The 19,938-nt window shown below is 58.9% G+C and carries 19 protein-coding genes and 1 tRNA gene; 5 read left to right on the top strand and 15 right to left on the bottom strand.

Going from position 1 to position 19,938, the window contains the following annotated elements; genetic code table 11:
• Window positions 1–25 precede the first annotated feature (25 nt).
• From ASE80_RS08865 to pstB, 5 genes are all read left to right on the top strand, one after another.
• The gene (locus ASE80_RS08865) at window positions 26–4,945 is read left to right on the top strand and encodes a hemagglutinin repeat-containing protein (protein WP_056858580.1); all 4,920 of its coding nucleotides are present in this window, start codon (window positions 26–28) and stop codon (window positions 4,943–4,945) included.
• A gap of 172 nt (window positions 4,946–5,117) precedes the next feature.
• Window positions 5,118–6,134, top strand: a complete 1,017-nt coding sequence (gene pstS, locus ASE80_RS08860; protein WP_082463586.1) for a phosphate ABC transporter substrate-binding protein PstS — start codon at window positions 5,118–5,120, stop codon at window positions 6,132–6,134.
• 55 nt (window positions 6,135–6,189) lie between these two features.
• A complete protein-coding gene (gene pstC, locus ASE80_RS08855) occupies window positions 6,190–7,185 on the top strand; it encodes a phosphate ABC transporter permease subunit PstC (RefSeq protein ID WP_017139135.1) in 996 nt (331 codons plus the stop codon).
• Window positions 7,182–8,054, top strand: coding sequence for a phosphate ABC transporter permease PstA (gene pstA / locus ASE80_RS08850; RefSeq protein WP_056858578.1), 873 nt, complete (start codon window positions 7,182–7,184; stop codon window positions 8,052–8,054). The genes pstC and pstA overlap by 4 nt, the downstream gene beginning before the upstream one ends.
• On the top strand, window positions 8,054–8,833 hold the full coding sequence (gene pstB, locus ASE80_RS08845; RefSeq protein ID WP_056858577.1) for a phosphate ABC transporter ATP-binding protein PstB: 780 nt from the start codon (window positions 8,054–8,056) through the stop codon (window positions 8,831–8,833). Before pstA ends, pstB begins: the two co-directional genes overlap by 1 nt.
• A gap of 112 nt (window positions 8,834–8,945) precedes the next feature.
• Here pstB and ASE80_RS08840 read toward each other — a convergent pair whose 3' ends face one another.
• From ASE80_RS08840 to ruvC, 15 genes are all read right to left on the bottom strand, one after another.
• Window positions 8,946–9,767, bottom strand: coding sequence for a hypothetical protein (locus ASE80_RS08840; protein ID WP_056858576.1), 822 nt, complete (start codon window positions 9,765–9,767; stop codon window positions 8,946–8,948).
• Window positions 9,768–9,962, bottom strand: a complete 195-nt coding sequence (locus ASE80_RS08835; RefSeq protein WP_056858575.1) for a hypothetical protein — start codon at window positions 9,960–9,962, stop codon at window positions 9,768–9,770.
• 417 nt (window positions 9,963–10,379) lie between these two features.
• Window positions 10,380–10,455, bottom strand: a tRNA-Lys gene (locus ASE80_RS08830).
• 63 nt (window positions 10,456–10,518) lie between these two features.
• Window positions 10,519–11,196, bottom strand: coding sequence for a 7-cyano-7-deazaguanine synthase QueC (gene queC / locus ASE80_RS08825; RefSeq protein WP_056858574.1), 678 nt, complete (start codon window positions 11,194–11,196; stop codon window positions 10,519–10,521).
• A 1-nt stretch (window position 11,197) separates the two neighbouring features.
• Complete coding sequence (queE, locus tag ASE80_RS08820) at window positions 11,198–11,845, bottom strand: 7-carboxy-7-deazaguanine synthase QueE (protein WP_017139819.1); 648 nt, start codon at window positions 11,843–11,845, stop codon at window positions 11,198–11,200.
• A 164-nt stretch (window positions 11,846–12,009) separates the two neighbouring features.
• Window positions 12,010–12,843 (bottom strand): tol-pal system protein YbgF, encoded by an 834-nt coding sequence (gene ybgF / locus ASE80_RS08815; protein ID WP_017139818.1) that lies wholly within the window; start codon window positions 12,841–12,843, stop codon window positions 12,010–12,012.
• 6 nt (window positions 12,844–12,849) lie between these two features.
• Window positions 12,850–13,350, bottom strand: coding sequence for a peptidoglycan-associated lipoprotein Pal (gene pal, locus ASE80_RS08810; protein WP_003193861.1), 501 nt, complete (start codon window positions 13,348–13,350; stop codon window positions 12,850–12,852).
• Window positions 13,351–13,405: 55 nt separating this feature from the next.
• The gene (gene tolB / locus ASE80_RS08805) at window positions 13,406–14,686 is read right to left on the bottom strand and encodes a Tol-Pal system beta propeller repeat protein TolB (protein WP_032865998.1); all 1,281 of its coding nucleotides are present in this window, start codon (window positions 14,684–14,686) and stop codon (window positions 13,406–13,408) included.
• A gap of 17 nt (window positions 14,687–14,703) precedes the next feature.
• Window positions 14,704–15,777, bottom strand: coding sequence for a cell envelope integrity protein TolA (tolA, locus tag ASE80_RS08800; protein ID WP_056858573.1), 1,074 nt, complete (start codon window positions 15,775–15,777; stop codon window positions 14,704–14,706).
• Window positions 15,777–16,229, bottom strand: a complete 453-nt coding sequence (gene tolR / locus ASE80_RS08795) for a protein TolR (RefSeq protein ID WP_161630238.1) — start codon at window positions 16,227–16,229, stop codon at window positions 15,777–15,779. Before tolR ends, tolA begins: the two co-directional genes overlap by 1 nt.
• 23 nt (window positions 16,230–16,252) lie before the next feature.
• Window positions 16,253–16,948, bottom strand: a complete 696-nt coding sequence (tolQ, locus tag ASE80_RS08790; protein ID WP_003209819.1) for a protein TolQ — start codon at window positions 16,946–16,948, stop codon at window positions 16,253–16,255.
• Between the two features lies 1 nt (window position 16,949).
• Window positions 16,950–17,405 (bottom strand): tol-pal system-associated acyl-CoA thioesterase, encoded by a 456-nt coding sequence (gene ybgC, locus ASE80_RS08785; RefSeq protein WP_056858572.1) that lies wholly within the window; start codon window positions 17,403–17,405, stop codon window positions 16,950–16,952.
• Window positions 17,406–17,544: 139 nt separating this feature from the next.
• Entirely contained in the window at window positions 17,545–18,603 is a 1,059-nt protein-coding gene (gene ruvB, locus ASE80_RS08780) for a Holliday junction branch migration DNA helicase RuvB (RefSeq protein ID WP_017139814.1), read from the bottom strand.
• On the bottom strand, window positions 18,604–19,215 hold the full coding sequence (ruvA, locus tag ASE80_RS08775) for a Holliday junction branch migration protein RuvA (protein ID WP_056858571.1): 612 nt from the start codon (window positions 19,213–19,215) through the stop codon (window positions 18,604–18,606).
• Between the two features lie 67 nt (window positions 19,216–19,282).
• Window positions 19,283–19,807: a crossover junction endodeoxyribonuclease RuvC gene (ruvC, locus tag ASE80_RS08770; RefSeq protein ID WP_024077147.1), complete on the bottom strand. Its 525-nt coding sequence runs from the start codon at window positions 19,805–19,807 to the stop codon at window positions 19,283–19,285.
• Window positions 19,808–19,938 lie beyond the last annotated feature (131 nt).

Raw genomic sequence — 19,938 nt, 5'->3', positions numbered from 1 at the left:
CAGCCAACACAGAGCGAACTTACTTATGCCGACTGACACCCACACGTTTCACCTTTCACCCCAGGGCAAACTGCGCTGGGCCATCGCCAGCCTGTTCCTGCTGCCGCAGCTGGTATTGGCCGCCGGCATCACCGTGGTCGAAGGGCCTGGCGGTATACCGCAATTGCAAAACCAGCAAGGCGTGCCCATCGTCAATATCGTCGCGCCGAATGCCGGCGGCCTGTCCCATAACCAGTTCCTGGACTACAACGTCGACCGCCAGGGCGTGGTGCTGAACAACGCCCTGCAGGCCGGCCAATCGCAACTCGCCGGGCAACTGGCGGCGAACCCGCAGTTCCAGGGCCAGGCGGCGAGCGTGATCCTCAACGAAGTGATCAGCCGCAACGCCTCGACCTTAAACGGCGCCCAAGAGATTTTCGGTAAGGCCGCCGATTATGTGTTGGCCAACCCCAACGGCATTTCGGTGAATGGCGGCAGTTTCATCAACACCCCGAACGCCAACCTGGTAGTGGGCCGCCCCGAGCTCAATGACGGCAAGCTGCAAGCCTTGAACACCCGCGACGCGAACGGTCAATTGACAGTGCACGGCCAGGGCCTGCAGAACCGCGCGGGCTCGATCAACCTGATCGCGCCGCGCATCGACAGCGACGGGCGCTTGAGTGCTCGCGATCAACTGAACCTCACCGTGGGCCGCAACCAGGTCGATTTCGCCAGTGGCCAAGTGCGCCAGGTCGACCCGGCCAGCAAGACCCAGGACCAGCGTATCGACGCCAGCCTGTTCGGCGCGATGCAGGCCGGGCGCATCAACATCATCAGCACCGCCGAAGGTGCCGGCGTGCGCGTAGGCGCCGTGCAGGTAGAAGGTCGTGACGGGGTTAACGTCAGTTCGGCCGGCGACCTCGATATAAGCGGCCAGGTCCACGCCAACAGCCTGGAAGCCACCCGTGCCGGTGTGCACAGCCAGCACGGCGATGTGGATTTGCACAGCGCCAAGGACTTGAACCTGGCCGCCACCGACGTCAGCGGGCGCAACGTCAAGCTCGACGCCGGTCGCAACCTGACCCTCAGTAGCCTGGAAAGCCGCAAGCTTCAGGAAAAACGTGAACAGTGGGACAACAGCAACTTCCTGTTCACCTACGAAACCTACGACCGCACCACCACTGATAAAGATTCGCGCCAGCACGGCAACAAGGTCGTTGCGCAGCAGGATGCAACGCTGTCTTCCGGCGCCAAGGCCGCGATCAAGGCCAGCCAGGTCGAAGCGGGCAATGCCTTGCGTGTGAACAGTGGCGCTGACTTGCAGGTGAACGCCGCCACCGAAACCCATGAAACCCGCGATCAGGGCAACCATCGCAAGCACTTGTGGAAAGCCAACTGGGACAAATCCGCCAGCGAGCAACGCAGCGTCACCAGCAGCCTCAAGGCCGGTAAAACGCTCGAGCTAAACAGCCAGCAGACACTGCAATTGCAGGGCGCCGAACTGAAAACACCCGGCGATATTCAATTGACCGGCCGCCAAGTGGAAATCTCCAGCGCCAGCCGCACGCAGGTCAGCCGCGACAACGCTTACTCCGGCGACCTGACCGGCGGCAGCTTTTTCGGCAAGAGCGGCGATGGCGACAAGGGCAAAACCCTGAACACTGGCAGCAAGGTCAACGCCGACGGCAAACTGATCGTCAAGGCCGACGACGTACGCATCAGCGGCAGCCAGGCGCGCGGCGGCAAGCAGGCCAGTGTGATCAGCGACAAAGGCTCGCTGGTGATCGACGGCGTAAAAGACACGTCCCACGCCAATAGCTACAGCAACGACAGCAAGTTCTTTGGCATCTCCAAGGATGAAAGCCGCAAGAACCTCAAGGACAGCACCGTCGTGGCCAGCGATCTGCGCTCGGACAGCAACCTCAAGCTGCAAAGCGCCAAGGACATTCAAGTCAGTGGCTCTCAGGTGTCGGCCGCAGGTCAATTGCAGGCGGACGCCAAGGGCGATATCAAGATCGCTTCGGCTGACAACACCACACACGACACCACCACCACTCACACCCGTGGTTTTGATGGCTATGCCAAGGAAAACGCCGAAGGCACCCGCCAGTACCGCGCTGGCGTGAGCTTTGAGGACCAGCAGCAAACCAGCAAGACCGACACCACCAAACAACAAGCTTCCAGCCTCAGCGGCGCCAGTGTGGCGGTCACGGCCGGTGGCAATCTGAGCATCAAGGGTTCCGACGTCCAAGCCACCCAGGGCGATGCAACCTTGAGCGGCAAAAACGTCGAGTTGCTGGCGACCGATAACAGCACGCGCAACACCACCGACAAGACCACCACCGGCGGTGGCGTCTACTACACCGGCGGTCTGGACAAAGCCGGCAACGGCGCACAGTTCAGCCATCAAAGCAGCCACGACAACAGCAGCAACACCACTGCGCAAACCAGCAACGTGGCGGCGGCCGGCAAACTGACGCTCAACGCCGGCAACAGCCTCACCAGCCAGGGCGCGCAGGTCAAGGCAGGCTCCGAATTGCAGGTCAACGCCGGCAACGTCGATAACCAGGCGGCGCACAACAGCCAGACCAGCACCCACAAGGAAAACGGCTGGACCGCCGATGTCGGCGCCAATGTCGAATACAAAGGCATCACCCGGCCGATCGAAAAAGCCGTCGAAGGTGTGGCCCAGGCCAAATTCCATCAGCCCGGTTTGCTCGATGCTTTCGAGCAGCCGAACGTCGGCCTGGATGTGGAAGTCGGTCACACCCACAAGACCCACACCCAGCAGGACAGCACGGCGGTGGTCAGCCAGTTCAGTGGCGCCACGGTGCAGGTCGATGTCGCCGGTAAGTTGCAGGATCAAGGCACTCAGTACCGCGCCACCGATGGCGGGCTGAAGATTGATGCCGGCGAGCATATCGCCAGCGCCGCAGCCAACACCCACAGCAGCAGCGAACAAGGCGTGGACGCCAAGGCCGGCGTGCGGGTCTACACCACCACCGGTGAAGACGTGAACGTGCGCGGCAGCGGCGCAGGCGGCAGCAGCGACGTGCGCGACGCCAGCAGCACGGCGGTGGTCGGCAGCTATGCGGGCACTCAAGGCGTGAACATCACGGCCAAGGGCGATGCGCGTTACGCGGGCAGCCAGTTCAACGCTGGCAAGGCGGGCGTCAACCTCAAGGCGGGCGGCGCGTTGGCGCTTGATCAGGCTAACGACACGCAAAGAACCACCAGCAACAGCCTGCGCGGCAATGGTTCATTGACCGTGGGCACCGCACCGGGCACCCACGGTACCAACGTCAACCTCGGCGCCGGTGGGCAACTGGATAACAAACAACTGGCCACCCAGGACAGCCAGGCGCGAGTGGCGACGCTTCAAGGCAGCGGACCGATTCAGCTCAGCAGCGGCGCCGACATGACCCTGCAAGGCACGCAGATCGACAGCAGCGGAGACATCAGCCTCAACGCCGGCGGCAAACTCGACCTGCAAGCGGCCACCAGCACGCATGTCAGCAAGGGCAGCAACCTCGGCGGCGGCCTGAGCGTCGGCGCCGGCAAAACCAGTGGCGCCGACAGCAGCGCCAAGACTGGCAGCCTGAGCGCCAACTTCAATATCGGCAAGGTGGCGGAAAACGATCAGGGCGTGGTGGTCGGGCAATTGCACAGCAAGGGCAATGTGAGCCTCACCAGCGCCGATGATCTCCATCTGCAAGGGACGCAGATTGCCACCAATACGGTCACCCTCGATGCGCAAAACGGCGGCATCCTGCAAGAGTCGGCGCAATCCACCCAGGCTCACAACAGCTGGGGCGTGACCCTCGGCGCAGGTGGCAGCGGCGGTAAAACCACCTTGGCCGACGCTGGTGAACACGACGTACCCAAGACCCAGCTCGGTATCAATGCCCGCGCCAAGGTCGATGTGGACCACGTGCAAGGCACCACCCAGCACGATAGCCTGATCAAGGCCGATAACGTGGCGATAAACAGTGCCGGTGATACCCATCTGGCGGGCGCGCGGATTGAGGCCAATCAAGTCAGCGGTAAGGTCGGTGGCGATCTTGTGGTCGAGAGCCGCAAAGACCAGGTCAGCAGCACCAAGGTCAATGTCGACGCCAAGCTCGACGTCGAGAAAAACCAACCGGGTGTGGTCAACAAGCTCGCAAAGACGACTGGCCCACTCAAGGACAAGGTGCAAGCCAAAGCCGAGGGCGCGTTCGACAAGCATCGGGAGAAGTTGGAGAACGTCGTCGACAAGGGCACCGAGCACCTCGCTTCGGCCAAGGACAGCGTGGTCAACGCCAAGGAGCGCCTGGGCGAAAAGCTCAGCCGCAGTGGCAGCTACGACGTGAACCCTGAACCCCGTGGCGCCATCGGCACCCGCGTGGACCAGGCCAAGACCTACCTCGCAGACAAAAAAGAGGCACTGGGCACGCGCCTATCCAGCTTCAAGGACAAAGTCTGGCCAAAAACCAGCGACAGCTACACCGTCAGCGGCAAGGACACGACCGGCAGCAAGGTGGCCGATACCGCGCAAAACGTACTGTTCGGTGACAAGAGCGGCAACACCCGCTACACGCCGACGCTGAACCTGGACGTCAGCCATGGGGTGAAAGACAGCGTGACTCAGGCCTCGGGCATTCGCGGTGCTCAGGGCGTAAACCTTGAGGTGGCTGGCGACACGCTGCTGACCGGCGCACGGATCAGTGCCGAAAACGGCAAGGTCGAGTTGGGCGGCTCCAAGGTGACGGCAACCACGTTGGCGGGCAGCGATTATCGCGCCGACGTCGGGCTGAATCTGTCGAAATCGCCGGTGAACCTGGCGCTGGGCGCCAAGGACGAACTGACTCAGAAACAGGACGACGCCACACGTAAGGATCAGGCTTTCAACCTGGGGCCGCTGCGGGTTGGCGGGCACAGTGACCAGCAGGAATTACAGGCGGGGATTGATCAAAAAGGCAGCTAAATAGCAACGCTTGGGCGGCAGCGGCCAGGCTCGCTGCCACCCAGGCAAACATTTCTAAATGTTTCTTCATAAAGCCAAACCGTCATTAAACAGCAACATATCAGGAATTAAATCGTCACGTCTTAGACAGGTGGGCCTCCCCACTTACCCCTTCCCTTGAGGTGTTGTCGTGATGTTGCCGAGTAAAAAAAGTCTGTCTGTTTTGTTGAGCGCCCTGTGCCTGAGCGGCATGGCCCACGCCACCGACGTTACCGGTGCCGGCTCCAGCTTCGTCTACCCGGTGCTGTCCAAGTGGTCGCAGGACTACAGCAAGAACTCCAGCAACCGCATCAACTATCAGTCGATCGGCTCCGGCGGCGGCATCGCCCAGATCAAGGCGGCCACCGTTGACTTCGGCGCCTCTGACGCACCACTGTCGGCTGACGATCTCAAAGCCGGCGGCCTGGGTCAGTTTCCCAGCGTGATCGGCGGCATCGTGCCGGTGATGAACGTCGAAGGCGTGGCCGCAGGCCAGATGAAACTCGACGGCGACACCCTGGCAAAGATCTTCCTCGGTGACATCAAGGCCTGGAACGACCCTGCCATCGCCGCGCTCAACCCTGGCATGAAGCTGCCAAGCGCGAACATCACCGTGGTGCACCGTTCGGACGGCTCCGGCACCTCGTATAACTTCACCAACTACCTGGCCAAAGTCAGTGACAGCTGGAAAACCAGAATTGGTTTCGGCACCACCGTGCCGTGGCCGGTCGGTGTGGGCGGCAAGGGCAACGAAGGGGTTTCCGCCTACGTGAAGCAGATCAAGAACTCGATCGGCTTTGTGGAATACGCCTACGCCCTGCAGAACAAAATGACCTTTGCCTCGCTGAAGAATGCCTCCGGCAAGTTCGTCGAGCCTAACGCCAAGGCGTTCCAGGCCGCCGCCGACACCGCCGACTGGGCCAGTGCGAAAGACTTCAACCTGATCATGACCAACGCCCCCGGTGAAGGCGCATGGCCGATCACGGCCACCACCTGGATCATCATGTACAAGCAGCCCAAGAATGCCGAGCAAAGCCAGGCGGCGTTCAGCTTCTTCAAGTGGTCGCTGGAAAAAGGCCAGGAACAGGCCGCAGCCCTGGACTACGTCGCATTGCCGGGCTCCCTGGTGTCGCGAATCGAAGGTTACTGGAAGTCTGACTTCGCCCACTGATTCGGCCTACGACCGCCTTCCTCGATAACCGAGGAAGGCGCTGAGCACCTCTGATATGAACGACACGGTCCACACCCTGGTTATGACTACTCACGCGAGCGACACCGGGGGCGACCGCCGCGCCGCCCGCGATCAACGCCACGACCTGTGGTTCAAACGCTCGATGTTCGGCGCCGCCATGCTGGTACTGGCGCTGCTGGGCGCTATTGCCGCCTCGACCCTGTGGGGCGGCGGGCTGGCGTTCAAGACCTTTGGTTTCGGTTTCATCACCAGCACCGAGTGGGATGCGGTCAATAACCACTTTGGTGCCGTGGTGCCAATTTACGGCACCTTGGTCACCTCCTTTCTGGCCTTACTGATTGCCGTCCCGGTGAGTTTCGGTATTGCGATTTTTCTGACTGAAGTCGCGCCGCCCTGGCTGAAAATGCCGGTGGCCTCGGCGATTGAGCTGCTGGCCGGTATCCCGTCGATCATCTATGGCATGTGGGGTTTGTTTGTGTTCGGGCCTTTCATGGCCGAACACCTGTCGCCGTTGATCAATGATTACCTGGGCGCCCTGCCCTTTGTGGGCTCGCTGTTCCAGGGACCGCCGCTGGGGATCGGCATGCTCACCGCCGGCATTGTGCTGGCGGTGATGATCATGCCGTTTATCACCTCGGTGATGCATGAGGTGTTTCGCAGCGTGCCCACACAGCTGAAAGAATCCGCCTACGCCTTGGGCAGCACGACGTGGGAAGTGGTGTGGGACATTGTTCTGCCTTACACCCGCTCGGCGGTGGTCGGCGGCATTTTTCTCGGCCTGGGCCGCGCCCTCGGCGAGACCATGGCGGTGACCTTCGTATTGGGTAACGCGCAACAGTTTTCCGCCTCGTTGCTGATGCCCAGCAGTTCCATCGCCTCGGTCATCGCCAACGAGTTCAGCGAGGCCTACACCGACCTGCATCGCTCTGCGCTGATCGCCTTGGGCTTCCTGCTGTTTATCGTGACCTTCGTCGTGCTCGCGCTGGCGCGGCTGCTGCTGATGCGCCTGTCGCGCAAGGAAGGGCTATGAGTGCCAACGAACGTCTGTACCGCAAACGCGCCATTAAAAATGGCGTGGCCATGTTCCTCAGTTGCGGCGCCACCGCCTTTGGTTTGCTGTGGCTGACGTGGATTCTGCTGACCACCATCATCAACGGCTTCCAGGCCCTGAACCTGCGTCTGTTTACCCAGATGACCCCACCGCCCGGCACCGAAGGCGGCCTGGCCAATGCGTTTTATGGCAGCGCGTTGATGTCGGGTATCGCGTTGGTGATCGGCACACCCATCGGGCTGATGGCCGGTATTTGGCTGGCAGAATTCGCACGCCACTCGCGCCTGGGGACTACGGTGCGTTTCATCAATGACATCCTGCTGTCCGCGCCGTCGATTGTGCTGGGTTTGTTTATCTACACCGGGGTCATCCTGCCGCTGAACCTGCTGACCAATCATCAGGTCGGCTTCTCTGCCATCGCCGGTGCGCTGGCGCTGGCGCTGCTGGTGATTCCGGTGGTGGTGCGCACCACCGATGAAATGCTCCAGTTGCAACCGTCCACCATGCGCGAGGCGGCTCTGGCGCTTGGCGTGCCGCAGTGGAAGCTGACGCTGCAAATCGTGCTGCGGGCGGCCAAGGCCGGCGTGGTCACCGGCATCCTGCTCGCCCTGGCGCGCATTACCGGGGAAACCGCGCCGCTGCTGTTCACCGCCTTCGGCAATCAGTTCTGGAGCAGCAACCTGCTCAAGCCTATTGCCAGCGTGCCCGTGGTCATTTTCCAGTACGCCATGAGCCCGTTCGACGACTGGCATGCACTCGCCTGGGCCGGTGCACTGGTCCTGACGTTGTTCGTGCTGGTACTCAGCCTGGCATCCCGCCTGATTCTTTTACGCAATAGGTCTCACTGATGGACGCCACCGGCATTGCTCCCGACAAAACCAAAATCCAGGTGCGTGGGTTGGAGTTCTTCTACAACAACCAACGCTCGCTCAAATCCATCAACATGGATATTTCGGAAAAGCGCATCACCGCCATCATCGGCCCCTCCGGCTGCGGCAAGTCCACCATGCTGCGGGTGTTCAACCGTATCTACTCGATGTACCCCAAGCAGGAAGCGCGTGGCGAAGTGTTGCTCAACGGCGAAAACATCCTCGCCCCCGGCTACTCGATGAACCGCCTGCGCAGCCACGTCGGCATGGTGTTCCAGAAGCCGGTGCCGTTCCCGATGTCAATCTACGACAACATCGCCTACGCGGTGCGCCACCACGAAAAACTCTCGCGCCGCGAAATGAACGACCGCGTCGAACAAGCCCTGCGCGGCGGTGCGCTGTGGGATGAGGTCAAAGACAAACTCAACCAAAGCGCCCAGAGCCTCTCCGGCGGCCAGCAACAACGGCTGTGCATCGCCCGCACCATCGCGCTGCGCCCGCAGGTTCTGCTGCTGGACGAACCGACTTCCGCCCTCGACCCGATTTCCACCGGGCGTATCGAACAGTTGATTACGGAATTGAAGGCGCAGTACACGGTGATCATTGTGACCCACAACATGCAGCAGGCCGCGCGGGTGTCGGACAGCACCGCGTTTATGTTCATGGGGGAATTGATTGAGCATGGCAAGACCGATCAGATCTTTACCACGCCGAAGATGAAGCAGACGGAGGACTATATTACCGGGCGGTTTGGCTAAGGTCGGGCAAGGAGCCGTCTCTTGGAGGCGGTTTTTTACCAGCGCCAAATTGCAGGCAAAAAAAACCCGGAAATCCTCACTTGCGTGGGCCTTCCGGATTTTCGACGCCATTCTACTTCCTAGTAGGAAGCTTGTCTTTCAACTTAGCCTTGGGCACTTGGGCCTTGGCATCTTGGGTAGCCTTGAATGTCTCCCATACTTCTTTTTTCCACAGCATTGCAGACACGATATTCTCCTGAGAAAGCATGATCGTGCTCTCGCCGGCACTCGCGTAATCCGTGGTCATTTCGACCTGCATCGTATCCTTGTCACGATACCCGCTCAGAAAAGGGATCAGAATAAAATGCTGATCAACGCCTTGAGCCTCTGTCGCCTTACCTATGCCGATCACATTACCAACGTAGACCTTACGATCATCCATGGTAAACAGATATTTCGTTTTCGGATGGCGTATTGATGTCATGAGCAAATCAAGACACGGATTTCCCGCTACAAAGATCGATAGCAATTGCGTATCCAGCTCTGCACGTGTTTGAAGGTTGTACTGCCGTTTTAAACGCCACACCGCAAAGCTTGTCCAAAGCTTTGGCACGATCAGACACAGCACGACTGCCTGAGCCAGGAAAGCACCGATATCGGCATTGCTTTGGGTAGATAGCTCATGATCAGTCAACCACTTTTCGATTATGGGGAAATAATCAAAACTCACCTGAATCCAGCCATTACAGGAAGGAACCGTAAATGTGATGTAGCTGAAAAGGCTCAGAAAAACACTGAACACGATGGCAATTAGAAAACTTAGAACGCCCTCTCGAGCGACGAGTAGATAAAGAAGCTGACCTTCGTATTTATGAAAACTGAGTGCAATGCGGGGATGGTTGAGACAGATCCAGTAACCGCTAACCAAGAACGGTAGAAGAAGGAGAATTCCCATTCAGGCACTCAAAAGACGGCGCGCTTCTTCGCGCTCCTTGATGAACTCGGCAGTAACAACCTCTGAAGGTTCGATGGAAATACGGCCTTCAACGACGCTCAAACTTTTGAGATTTCGAATCGAATCAGAGATCTCACGGTCTTTCTGACTCATGTACTCACCAGGTTTGCCAAAAAACAAATTCAGCAATTTCATGATCTTAACCTCTAACTATTGTTCCAAAAACACCGACTGAAACAGATGGTTTACGTATAGCACGGTTGCAGGAAAATTTCGACCGCACGACCCCTTCCAGCGTCATGGCTACCCACCCTGCCGAAATCTTCAAATATCAACATTTAACAGCCAAAGAGCTGTGCTGTGAAGAGTCGAGCGTTTCAGCGAAATTATCGCTATCAAAAGGGAATGACAGCTACTCAGTCAAGCACTGAAAGGTAACAACCTATCTAACCCTAAACCTAAACCTTTCAAAACGATCACTCGCCCTAGGGGCTAGGTGCCTATTGAGATAGGCAGGTCCCGAAAAACCGATACAGACTTTTGTATCAGGCAAAAAAAAACCCGGAAATCCTCACTTGCGTGGGCCTTCCGGATTTTCTAAACCGCCAAAAATGGTGGGTCGTGTGGGATTCGAACCTACGACCAATTGGTTAAAAGCCAACTGCTCTACCAACTGAGCTAACGACCCGCTGTGTGGTGGCGCGTATAATACTGATTTCTAAGGATTATTCAACACCTTATTTTAAATAAATCAGAAATAACGCGTTGGGTCCGCAATTGCGGCGTTTTTGAAGCCTTCTGCTCGCAGTCTGCAAGCGTCACATTTCCCACAGGCACGACCGGAATCGTCTGCCTGGTAGCAGGAAACTGTCTGCGCGTAATCGACGCCTAGTCCTACGCCTGCCTTCACGATGTCTGCCTTGCTCATGTTCTGCAGCGGCGCCTGAATGCGCAATCCCTGCCCTTCCACACCGGCCTTGGTCGCCAGGTTGGCCATGCGTTCGAATGCCTCGACGTACTCCGGGCGGCAGTCCGGGTAGCCGTTGTAGTCGAGGGCATTGACGCCAATAAAGATATCGCGGGCCTTCAATACTTCGGCCCAGCCAAGCGCCAACGACAGGAACACGGTGTTACGTGCCGGCACGTAGGTCAGCGGAATGCCTTCACTGGGCGCCTCAGGCACATCGATGCTGCTGTCCGTCAGGGCCGAGCCGCCGATGCCATTGAGGTTGAGGCCAATCACCTTGTGCTCGACCACGCCCAGGTCACGGGCAACACGCTCGGCGGCGTGCAGCTCGGCGCGGTGGCGTTGGCCGTAGTCGAAACTCAGGGTGTAGCAGTTGTAGCCTTGGGCACGGACCATGGCCACCAATGTGGCGGAATCAAGACCGCCAGAGAGCAGGATGACCGCGCGCTTTTGCTCGGTCATGTCAGCGCCCCGGCTCGTCGTTCCACAGGTATTTGTGCAACTGCAATTGCAGACGCACCGGCAGGTTGTCCGCCACGACCCAATCGGCCAGGTCGCGGGCGTTCAAGTCATGATGGCTCGGCGAGAACAACACCTCACCGGCACGGCGGTCGAGGTTGTACTGGATCAGCTTGGAGGCCGCCCAGTCATAGTCATCCCGCGAACAAATCACGAACTTGACCTGATCGTTGGCCGTCAGCAAATCCATGTTGTCGTAAAGGTTGCGGTGCGCTTCCTTGGAACCCGGGGTCTTGAGGTCGACCACCCGGCTCACTCGCGCGTCGACGGCGGAGATGTCGAGGGCGCCGCTGGTTTCCAGTGAAACCTCGTAACCGGCGTCACACAGCCGCTTGAGCAACGGGATGGCATTCGGCTGGGCCAGGGGCTCACCACCGGTCACACAGACGTAGCGCGGCTTGAAGCCGGCAACCTGCTCGATGATGTCGTCGAGGGTGCGCACAGTGCCGCCGCTGAAGGCGTAGGCGCTGTCACAGTATTGGCAACGCAACGGGCAGCCGGTCAACCGTACAAATACGGTAGGCAGGCCAGCGGTACGCGTTTCACCCTGCAACGAGTAAAAAACTTCGGTAATACGTAATGTGTCTTGCATAGTCGCCACGGGCGTAACAGCTAAACAGGCTGTCCGCCTCCGTCAGGCACTTCAAGGAACCCCGCCAACGCGCAGGCCCCAAAAAGCGTGTTTCATAAAAGGGCGTGGATTCTAACGAAAAAACCCGCGCCAGGCGCGGGTTTCTTCTAAACGGGTTGCATCGCTTACAAGCGCTGCAGATCCCGCTGGGCCAACTGGGCTGCGGAGGTACCCGGATATTGGGCAACCACCTGTTGCAGAATGCCTTTGACCTTGTCGGTGTGACCCAGGCGGCGTTCTACATCAGCCAGTTTATACAGCGAGTCAGGCACCTTGGCATGCTTTGGGTACAGCTGGCTGACCTTGGCAAATGCCTGGCCTGCCGCTTGCAAATCACCCTTTGCCAGGTTCACCTCACCCAGCCAGTACTGGGCATTGCCCGCGTATTGGCTGTTAGGGTATTTGCGCAGGAATGCGGTAAAGGCCTGGCTGGCCTTATCGAAGTCCTTGGCTTTGATCAGGTCAAAAGCTGCGTCGTAATACAGCTTTTCCTTGGCCGGATCACCCGGTTCGCTGCTGGCGGCAGGCGCTTGGCTAGCCGCCGCGCCTGCTGCTGCACCACCGGCGGCGGCGCTTGGCGCGCCACCGGCAGAAGAATTATCAGGAGTTGCGGCAGGTGTAACGCCGGCTCCAATACGTCGATCAAGATCCTGGTAACGCTCCAGGCCTTCTTGCTTCAGCTGGTTCACTTGGTTCTGCAAGATCTCAATGGTGCCTTGTTGCTGCGACAATTGATCCTGCATGCGTTGCAACTGGTTGAACAGTTCGCCCTGTGCCGAGGGAGCGGCAGTTGCCGGTCCCCCAGCATAGGCGCCGTTCGTGCCATAACCCGCTGGCGGATAACTGCTCCCGCTATTGTTATAGCCAGAGTTGCTATCTTCCACAGGAACCGCAGCCCACACCGCAAGCGGTGCGAGGCTGAGAGCCAATACAGTTAGAGCACGACGGCACGTTCGCATGACGAATTACTTACGCAGTTCGACGCGACGGTTTTGAGCCCACGACTGTTCGTCGTTGCCAGTTGCAACTGGACGCTCTTTACCGTAGGAAACCAGTTCCAGTTGGCCTGGAGCAACACCTTGCAGTACCAGGTAGCGTTGAACGGCTTTCGCACGACGCTCGCCCAGTGCCATGTTGTACTCACGAGTACCACGGGCGTCAGTGTTACCTTCCAGAACAACGCGAGCGCCGTTAGCTTTCAGGTCCTTCGCGTGAACGTCCAGAGCGCGCATGGCTTCTGGCTTCAGGTCAGAACTGTCGTATTCGAAGTAGAAAGTGGTGATAGCGCGCAGAGCAGCTTCTTCGCTCAGGGAGCCGTCAACTGCACCAGTGTTAGCGCCGTAACCAGCGTTTGGATCAACAGCTGCGCCTTCACCGGCATTGTCGCCGCCTTTAGACGAGCAACCAACGGCTACGGACAGAGCCAGAGCCAGAGCAGCAAACTTACCAAACTTCAGCATTTCCATCGTGAAACTCCTAATGAACCCCAGTGTGTTAAGCAATTCTTTTTGTAGCGCCGCGTCAGTTCAGGTAAGGGGACCAGGACGGTTCTCTGACTTCGCCTTGTGCGGTAGGAAGCGGGAGCCTTACGCGTCCATTAATGGACACGAGCATCAAGACTCCCCGGCCCTGCTGGCGGGTGGCGTAGATTACCATGGTGCCGTTGGGCGCAACAGTGGCTGACTCATCAAGGTTGGTATCTGTGAGGATTTTTACCGTTCCACGCTGCAAATCCTGGGCCGCAACCCGGAAATTAGTGAAACCATCCTGACGGTGAATCATCACCAACGTCTTTTCATCGGCCGAAAGCTTAGGATTGGCATTGTAGTTACCAATAAAGGTCACGCGTTCTGCGCCACCGCCACCCACGCTCGTTTTGTAGATTTGAGGCTTGCCGCCGCGATCGGAGGTGAAGTAGATGGTCGAACCATCCTTGCCCCAAAACGGTTCGGTATTGATGCCCGGGCCACTGGTTACACGGCTGATCTGGCGCGAAGCCATGTTCATCACGTAAATGTCCGGGTTGCCATCTTTGGACAGCACGAAGGCCAGGCGCGAACCATCCGGCGACCACGCAGGGGCACCGTTGAGGCCTTCAAAGTTGGTGATCTGCTCACGACGACCGGTGTCGATGTGCTGCACGAAAATGCGCGGGCGGCGCTGTTCGAACGACACATAGGCAATACGCTTGCCGTCCGGCGCAAAACGCGGCGACAGGATTGGCTCACGGGACTGCAGCAAGGTCACGGCGCGGGCGCCGTCGTAGTCCGAGCGCTGCAGGGTGTAACGCGTGTTGTCTACGGAGAAACGCTCAGCCGTTACATAAAGCAGACGTGTCGAGAACGCCCCCTTGATACCGGTGAGTTTTTCAAACGACTGGTCCGAGATGTAGTGCGCCATGTCCCGCAGTTGTTCGGCGGTGCCCGATACGCTGCCGGTCAGGACCTGCTGCTCGGTGGCCACGTTGAACAACGTGTACTGGATTTGCAGGCGACCGCCGGCCGGCGTAATGCTGCCGACCATCAGGTACTGGGCGCCTACGGCTTTCCAGTCACGGAAGATGACTTCGCTGGCCTGAGTCGGCTGGCTGATCATGTTGCCTTTTGGAATCGGCGCGTAGTAGCCGGAGTTGCGCAGGTCGTCGCTGACGATCTGGGCCATGTCGTCCGGCAGCACGCTGCCGCCCTGCCAGCCAAACGGTACTACCGCGATCGGGGTGGCCCGGTCGCTACCGCTGGTGACCAGGATGTTCTTTTCATCCGCCGCCGCTATCCCTGCCATACAGCAAATAACGACAAGCATTCCTCGAAGAAGGTTTCTCACAAGGCTAGATCCTCAGGTGTGAATGTCATCTTGAATGAACGATAGGGAGCGAAGTCGCTTGGTTTCATTCCCTGCATCTCGGTCAACCGGCCAATGTTCTTGACCGCTGCAACCGCCGAACTGTCGAACGAACCGTCACCACTGGACTTGGCCACGCTGACCGAAGTCACCGTACCGTCCGGCAACATGCCGATCTGCAGCACTACTGTCATGCCTTTACGTGCCGAAGGTGGACGTGTCCAACCTTCCGCTGCCCGTGCCCGAATCAGGTCGTCGAAACTGCCCGCGACTTCATCGCCACGTTCATCGGCCAAGGCTTGCTGACGCTGCGGCGTGTCGGAGAGCAAATCTGCCAAGGCCTGGGCCTTTTTCTCTTCGGCGGATTTACGCGCTGCTTCCTGGGCCTTTTTCTTGCTGGCGTCGGCGGCAGCTTTCTTCTTCGCGTCGTCGGCGACTTTCTTCTTCGCCTCGTCTGCTTCAGCTTTTTTCTTGGCGTCTTCGGCGGCTTTCTTCTTCGCGTCTTCGACTATCTTCTTCTTGGCCTCTTCAGCGGCCTTTTTCTTGGCCTCTTCTTCGGCAGCTTTTTTGGCTTCTTCTTCAGATTTCTTCTTGGCTATATCAGCCAATTGTTTCTCTTCAGCCTTTTTAGCTTCGGCAGCTTTGTCGGCTTTCTTGGCTTCATCCGCCTTTTTGGCCTCGTCAGCTTTCTTGGCTTCGTCAGCCTTTTTCGATTCCTCGGCCTTTTGAGCCGCCTCTTCTTTCTTTTGTTCCGCAGCAGCCTTCACCGCTTCCTGCTCGACCTTCTTCTGTTCCATCTGCTCGACTTCGGTCTGGCGCGCAGCCGACTTCTGGGCTTCACCCGCAATCTTCTGATTGGTCTGGGTGGTGGCCTGACTTTTCGATTTCAGCTGATACAGGGTCGCCTGCACGATCGGCTTGGCTGGCGGCAGGTCCGGGGTCATGGCAAAGCTGACGAACAGCATGCCGAACACCAGGACGTGCAGGGCAATTGCCCAGACGCTAGGCCAGAAGTAGCTTTCCGAGGCGGACGGCTCTCGCTGTTGCTGCATCAGGGCGCCTCGGTAATCAAGCCAACGTTACCCACGCCGGCCTTCTGCAGCCCGCCCATGGCGCCCATGACGGAGCCATAGTCGACCACTTTGTCGCCGCGAATGAACACTTGCGTGTGCTTGCCGCCTTCATTGCCGGACCGGATGATCTTGGTCACGGCGTCCGTCATCTGCGGCAAGGTCATGGCCTTGTCCTGCTGTTTCTGGGTGTCGACTTCGCTGCCAAGGTTCCAGTAATAGGTCTTGTCAGCCTTGATCGAAATGGTCAGGACCTGAGTGTTGTTGTCTTGCGGCAAGGCTTCGCTGGAAACCTTGGGCAGATCAACCTTCACGCCCTGATTGAGCATCGGCGCGGTCACCATGAAGATAACCAGCAGCACCAGCATCACGTCGATGTAAGGCACTACGTTCATCTCGGCGACCGGCTTGCGCTTTTTGCGAGCTCGAGCGATTAAAGCCATTGGAAATTACCTGCTTATTCTTCGCTGGTGTGCACTTTACGGTGCAGGATCGCCTGGAATTCATCGGCGAAGGTGTAGTAACGGCTGATCAAGGTTTCGCCACGAGCGGCAAAACGGTTGTAGGCAATTACTGCGGGAATAGCGGCGAACAGGCCGATCGCGGTGGCGATCAAAGCCTCGGCGATACCCGGGGCCACGGTGGCCAGGGTCGCTTGTTGCGCCTGGGCCAGGCCACGGAAGGAGTTCATGATGCCCCACACGGTACCGAACAGGCCGATGTACGGGCTCACGGAACCGACGGTAGCGAGGAACGGCAAGCTTTGCTCAAGCTTCTCTTCTTCACGGGAGATGGCAACGCGCATGGCGCGGGCCACGCCTTCCATGACCGCTTCGGGGTCAACACCCGGTTGCTGGCGCAGGCGCGAGAATTCCTTGAAACCGGCGCGGAATATCTGCTCTACGCCCGAATCCGGGTCCGGGTTGCTACCGGCCTGGCGGTACAGCTTGGACAGGTCGATACCCGACCAGAAGCGCTCCTCGAAGCTCTCCAGGGCACGTCGACCGGCACGCAGCAGGTTGCTGCGCTGAAAAATCATGACCCAAGAGGTAACCGATGCGGCTACCAGGACCAGCATCACCAGTTGAACCACAACACTGGCATTGCTGACCAGGCTCCACATGGAGGAATGGTCGACGACGGTAGGTTCCACGCTAAATCTCCTGCTTTGATTGTTTACCCGCGCCGCTTACGTGGGCAAAGGCCGCACGTAGAGCTTCGGGAATGGCCCGGGGTTTCAAACTATTGGTGCGCACACAAGCCACCAGGAACTGCCCCTCACAGAGCAGCGTTGCATCCGTTGCCCGCCTGACCTGCTGTTTAAAGCGCAGGCTGACACGGTTCAATTCGATAACTTCAGCGCTGACCAGCAATTCGTCGTCCAGTCGCGCCGGTGCGTGGTAGCGCGCCTCGCTGGAATGCACGACGAATAACAGGTCCTCCCCTACCAGCTGGGATTGGGCAAAGCCCAGCTCCCGTAGCCGCTCGGTTCGAGCCCGCTCCATGAACTTGAGGTAGTTGACGTAATAAACGATGCCGCCGGCATCGGTGTCCTCGTAATAAACGCGACAGCGATGTGCGAACGACTGATCCCCGTTTTGCGCGCGCATACTCTAGTGCTTACTCCTCAGGTTGCCAATCCGGCTGGGCAACTGTTTTTGCATTCTATTCAGCATTTCTAACGACTGAATGACGACACCAGCCACTAGGACAGCACAAACTTCAGATAAATCGTCTGGCGTGGAGTTATTAATCGTCCACTGCATCGAGGAATTCGTCTACTACAGGCATCTCGCCCAATCGTGACGGAATGTTTAACCCGAAATGCAAATAAGCGTGGCGCGTGACCACGCGGCCCCTCGGCGTACGCATGATGTAACCCTGTTGGATCAGGTACGGCTCCAGCACATCCTCAATGGTATGGCGCTCCTCACTGATGGCCGCTGCCAGGCTATCCACACCGACCGGGCCACCATCGAACTTCTCGATCATGGTCAAGAGTAGACGTCGATCCTGATGATCGAAGCCGTGCTCGTCCACATCCAGCAGGTTCAAGGCCAAATCCGCCACGGCCTTGGTGATATGCCCCTTGGCTCGCACCTCGGCAAAATCGCGCACACGACGCAGCAGGCGGTTGGCGATACGCGGCGTGCCACGGGCGCGGCGGGCGATTTCGAACGCGCCTTCCGGGTCCAGCGGCAACCCCAGAATGCCCGCCGAACGGCTGACAATCGTCGCAAGATCCGCAGTACTGTAGAACTCTAGACGTTGAACAATGCCGAAACGGTCTCGCAACGGGTTGGTCAGCATCCCGGCGCGCGTGGTGGCGCCGACCAGCGTGAACGGCGGCAGGTCGAGCTTGATCGAGCGGGCTGCCGGGCCTTCACCGATCATGATGTCGAGCTGGAAGTCTTCCATGGCCGGGTACAGCACTTCCTCGACGATCGGCGACAGCCGGTGAATCTCGTCGATAAACAGCACGTCGTGGGGCTCAAGGTTGGTCAGCAGCGCGGCCAGGTCGCCCGGACGCTCCAGCACCGGGCCGGAGGTGGACTTGATCGACACGCCCATCTCCTGGGCGATGATCATGGCCAGGGTGGTCTTGCCCAGACCCGGCGGGCCGAAGATCAACGTGTGATCGAGGGACTCGTTGCGCCCACGCGCAGCCTGGATAAACAGCTCCATCTGCTCGCGCACGGTCGGCTGGCCGATATAGTCGGCAAGGCTGACGGGGCGGATGGCGCGGTCCTGGACTTCTTCACGGTCGCGCGGGCCGGTGGCCGCGATCAGACGATCAGCTTCAATCACTTAAATCATTCCCTTCAGGGCTCGGCGGATCATGTCTTCGCTGCTCAGGTTCTTGTCCTTGATGGCCGATACGGCTTTGCTCGCCTCCTGGGGCTTGTAGCCCAGGGAGATCAGCGCGCTCACCGCATCGCTTTCGGCACTGGCGACCTGGCCGGCCGGCATGTCCGGCTGGTTCGGTACCAGGGCAAACATGTTCGGCACCACTTCCCAGGCCTTGAAACGGTCCTTGAGCTCGACCAGCAGGCGCTCGGCGGTTTTCTTGCCGACACCGGGCACCTTGGTCAACGCTGATGTGTCCTGGGCCGAAACTGCGCGTACCAGTTCGTCCACTTCCAGGCTCGACATCAACGCCAGCGCCAACTTGGGCCCCACGCCATTGAGGCGAATCAGCTCACGAAAGAAGTCGCGGTCGCGCTTGCCGATGAAACCATAGAGCAATTGCGCGTCTTCGCGCACCACCAAATGCGTGTGCAATGTTATCGGCTCGCCAATCGACGGCAGGCGATACAGGGTGGTCATGGGCACTTCCAGCTCATACCCCAACCCATTTACATCCAGAATCAGGTGCGGCGGCTGTTTCTCAGCCAGGGTGCCGCGCAAGCGTCCAATCACGGTTCAGATCCTTAAAGCTTGGGGTCAGAACACGGCCTGACCGGAAATTACGATTGCGCTGATGCTATCAGAGACGCAGCCGCCCGCCACGACTGCGTGCGGTGCCCAAGCCATGCGGCAAGAGGCTGGAACGCGTGTGCGCATGGCAAATGGCGATGGCCAGGGCGTCGGAGGCGTCGATTTGCGGCTTTGAGGTGAGCTTGAGCATGTGCATGACCATCATCTGCACCTGCTCTTTATTCGCCGCGCCGGTGCCGACCACGGCCTGTTTTACTTGGGTCGCGGTGTATTCGGCGATTTCCATGCCCTCCTCCGCACCGGCCACAATAGCAGCGCCACGGGCCTGGCCGAGCTTTAAGGCAGAATCGGCGTTTTTGGCCATAAAGACCTTTTCGATGCCCATGGTGACCGGCCCGTAGGTCTGGATCACTTCACGCACGCCGCGATACACAATCTGCAGGCGCTCGGCCAACTCGCCCGCGCCGGTACGGATGCAGCCCGAAGCGACATAGACGCAGCCACGCGGGGTGTGTTGCACCACGCCAAAACCGGTGATGCGCGAACCGGGGTCGATACCAAGGATTAAAGTCATAACGCCTGCGGGTTGGGTAAACACGATTCTTGCGGCCAACAACAATCAAATGTGGGAGCTGGCTTGCCTGCGATGCAGACACCTCGGTACTTCTGTTAAACCGAGGTGATGCTATCGCAGGCAAGCCAGCT

The sequence above is a fragment of the Pseudomonas sp. Leaf15 genome (assembly GCF_001421425.1).
GTDB classification, from domain to species: Bacteria; Pseudomonadota; Gammaproteobacteria; order Pseudomonadales; family Pseudomonadaceae; genus Aquipseudomonas; species Aquipseudomonas salomonii.
The sequence above is the reverse complement of the archived record's forward strand: the minus strand, read 5'-3'. Positions and strand labels throughout refer to the sequence as shown.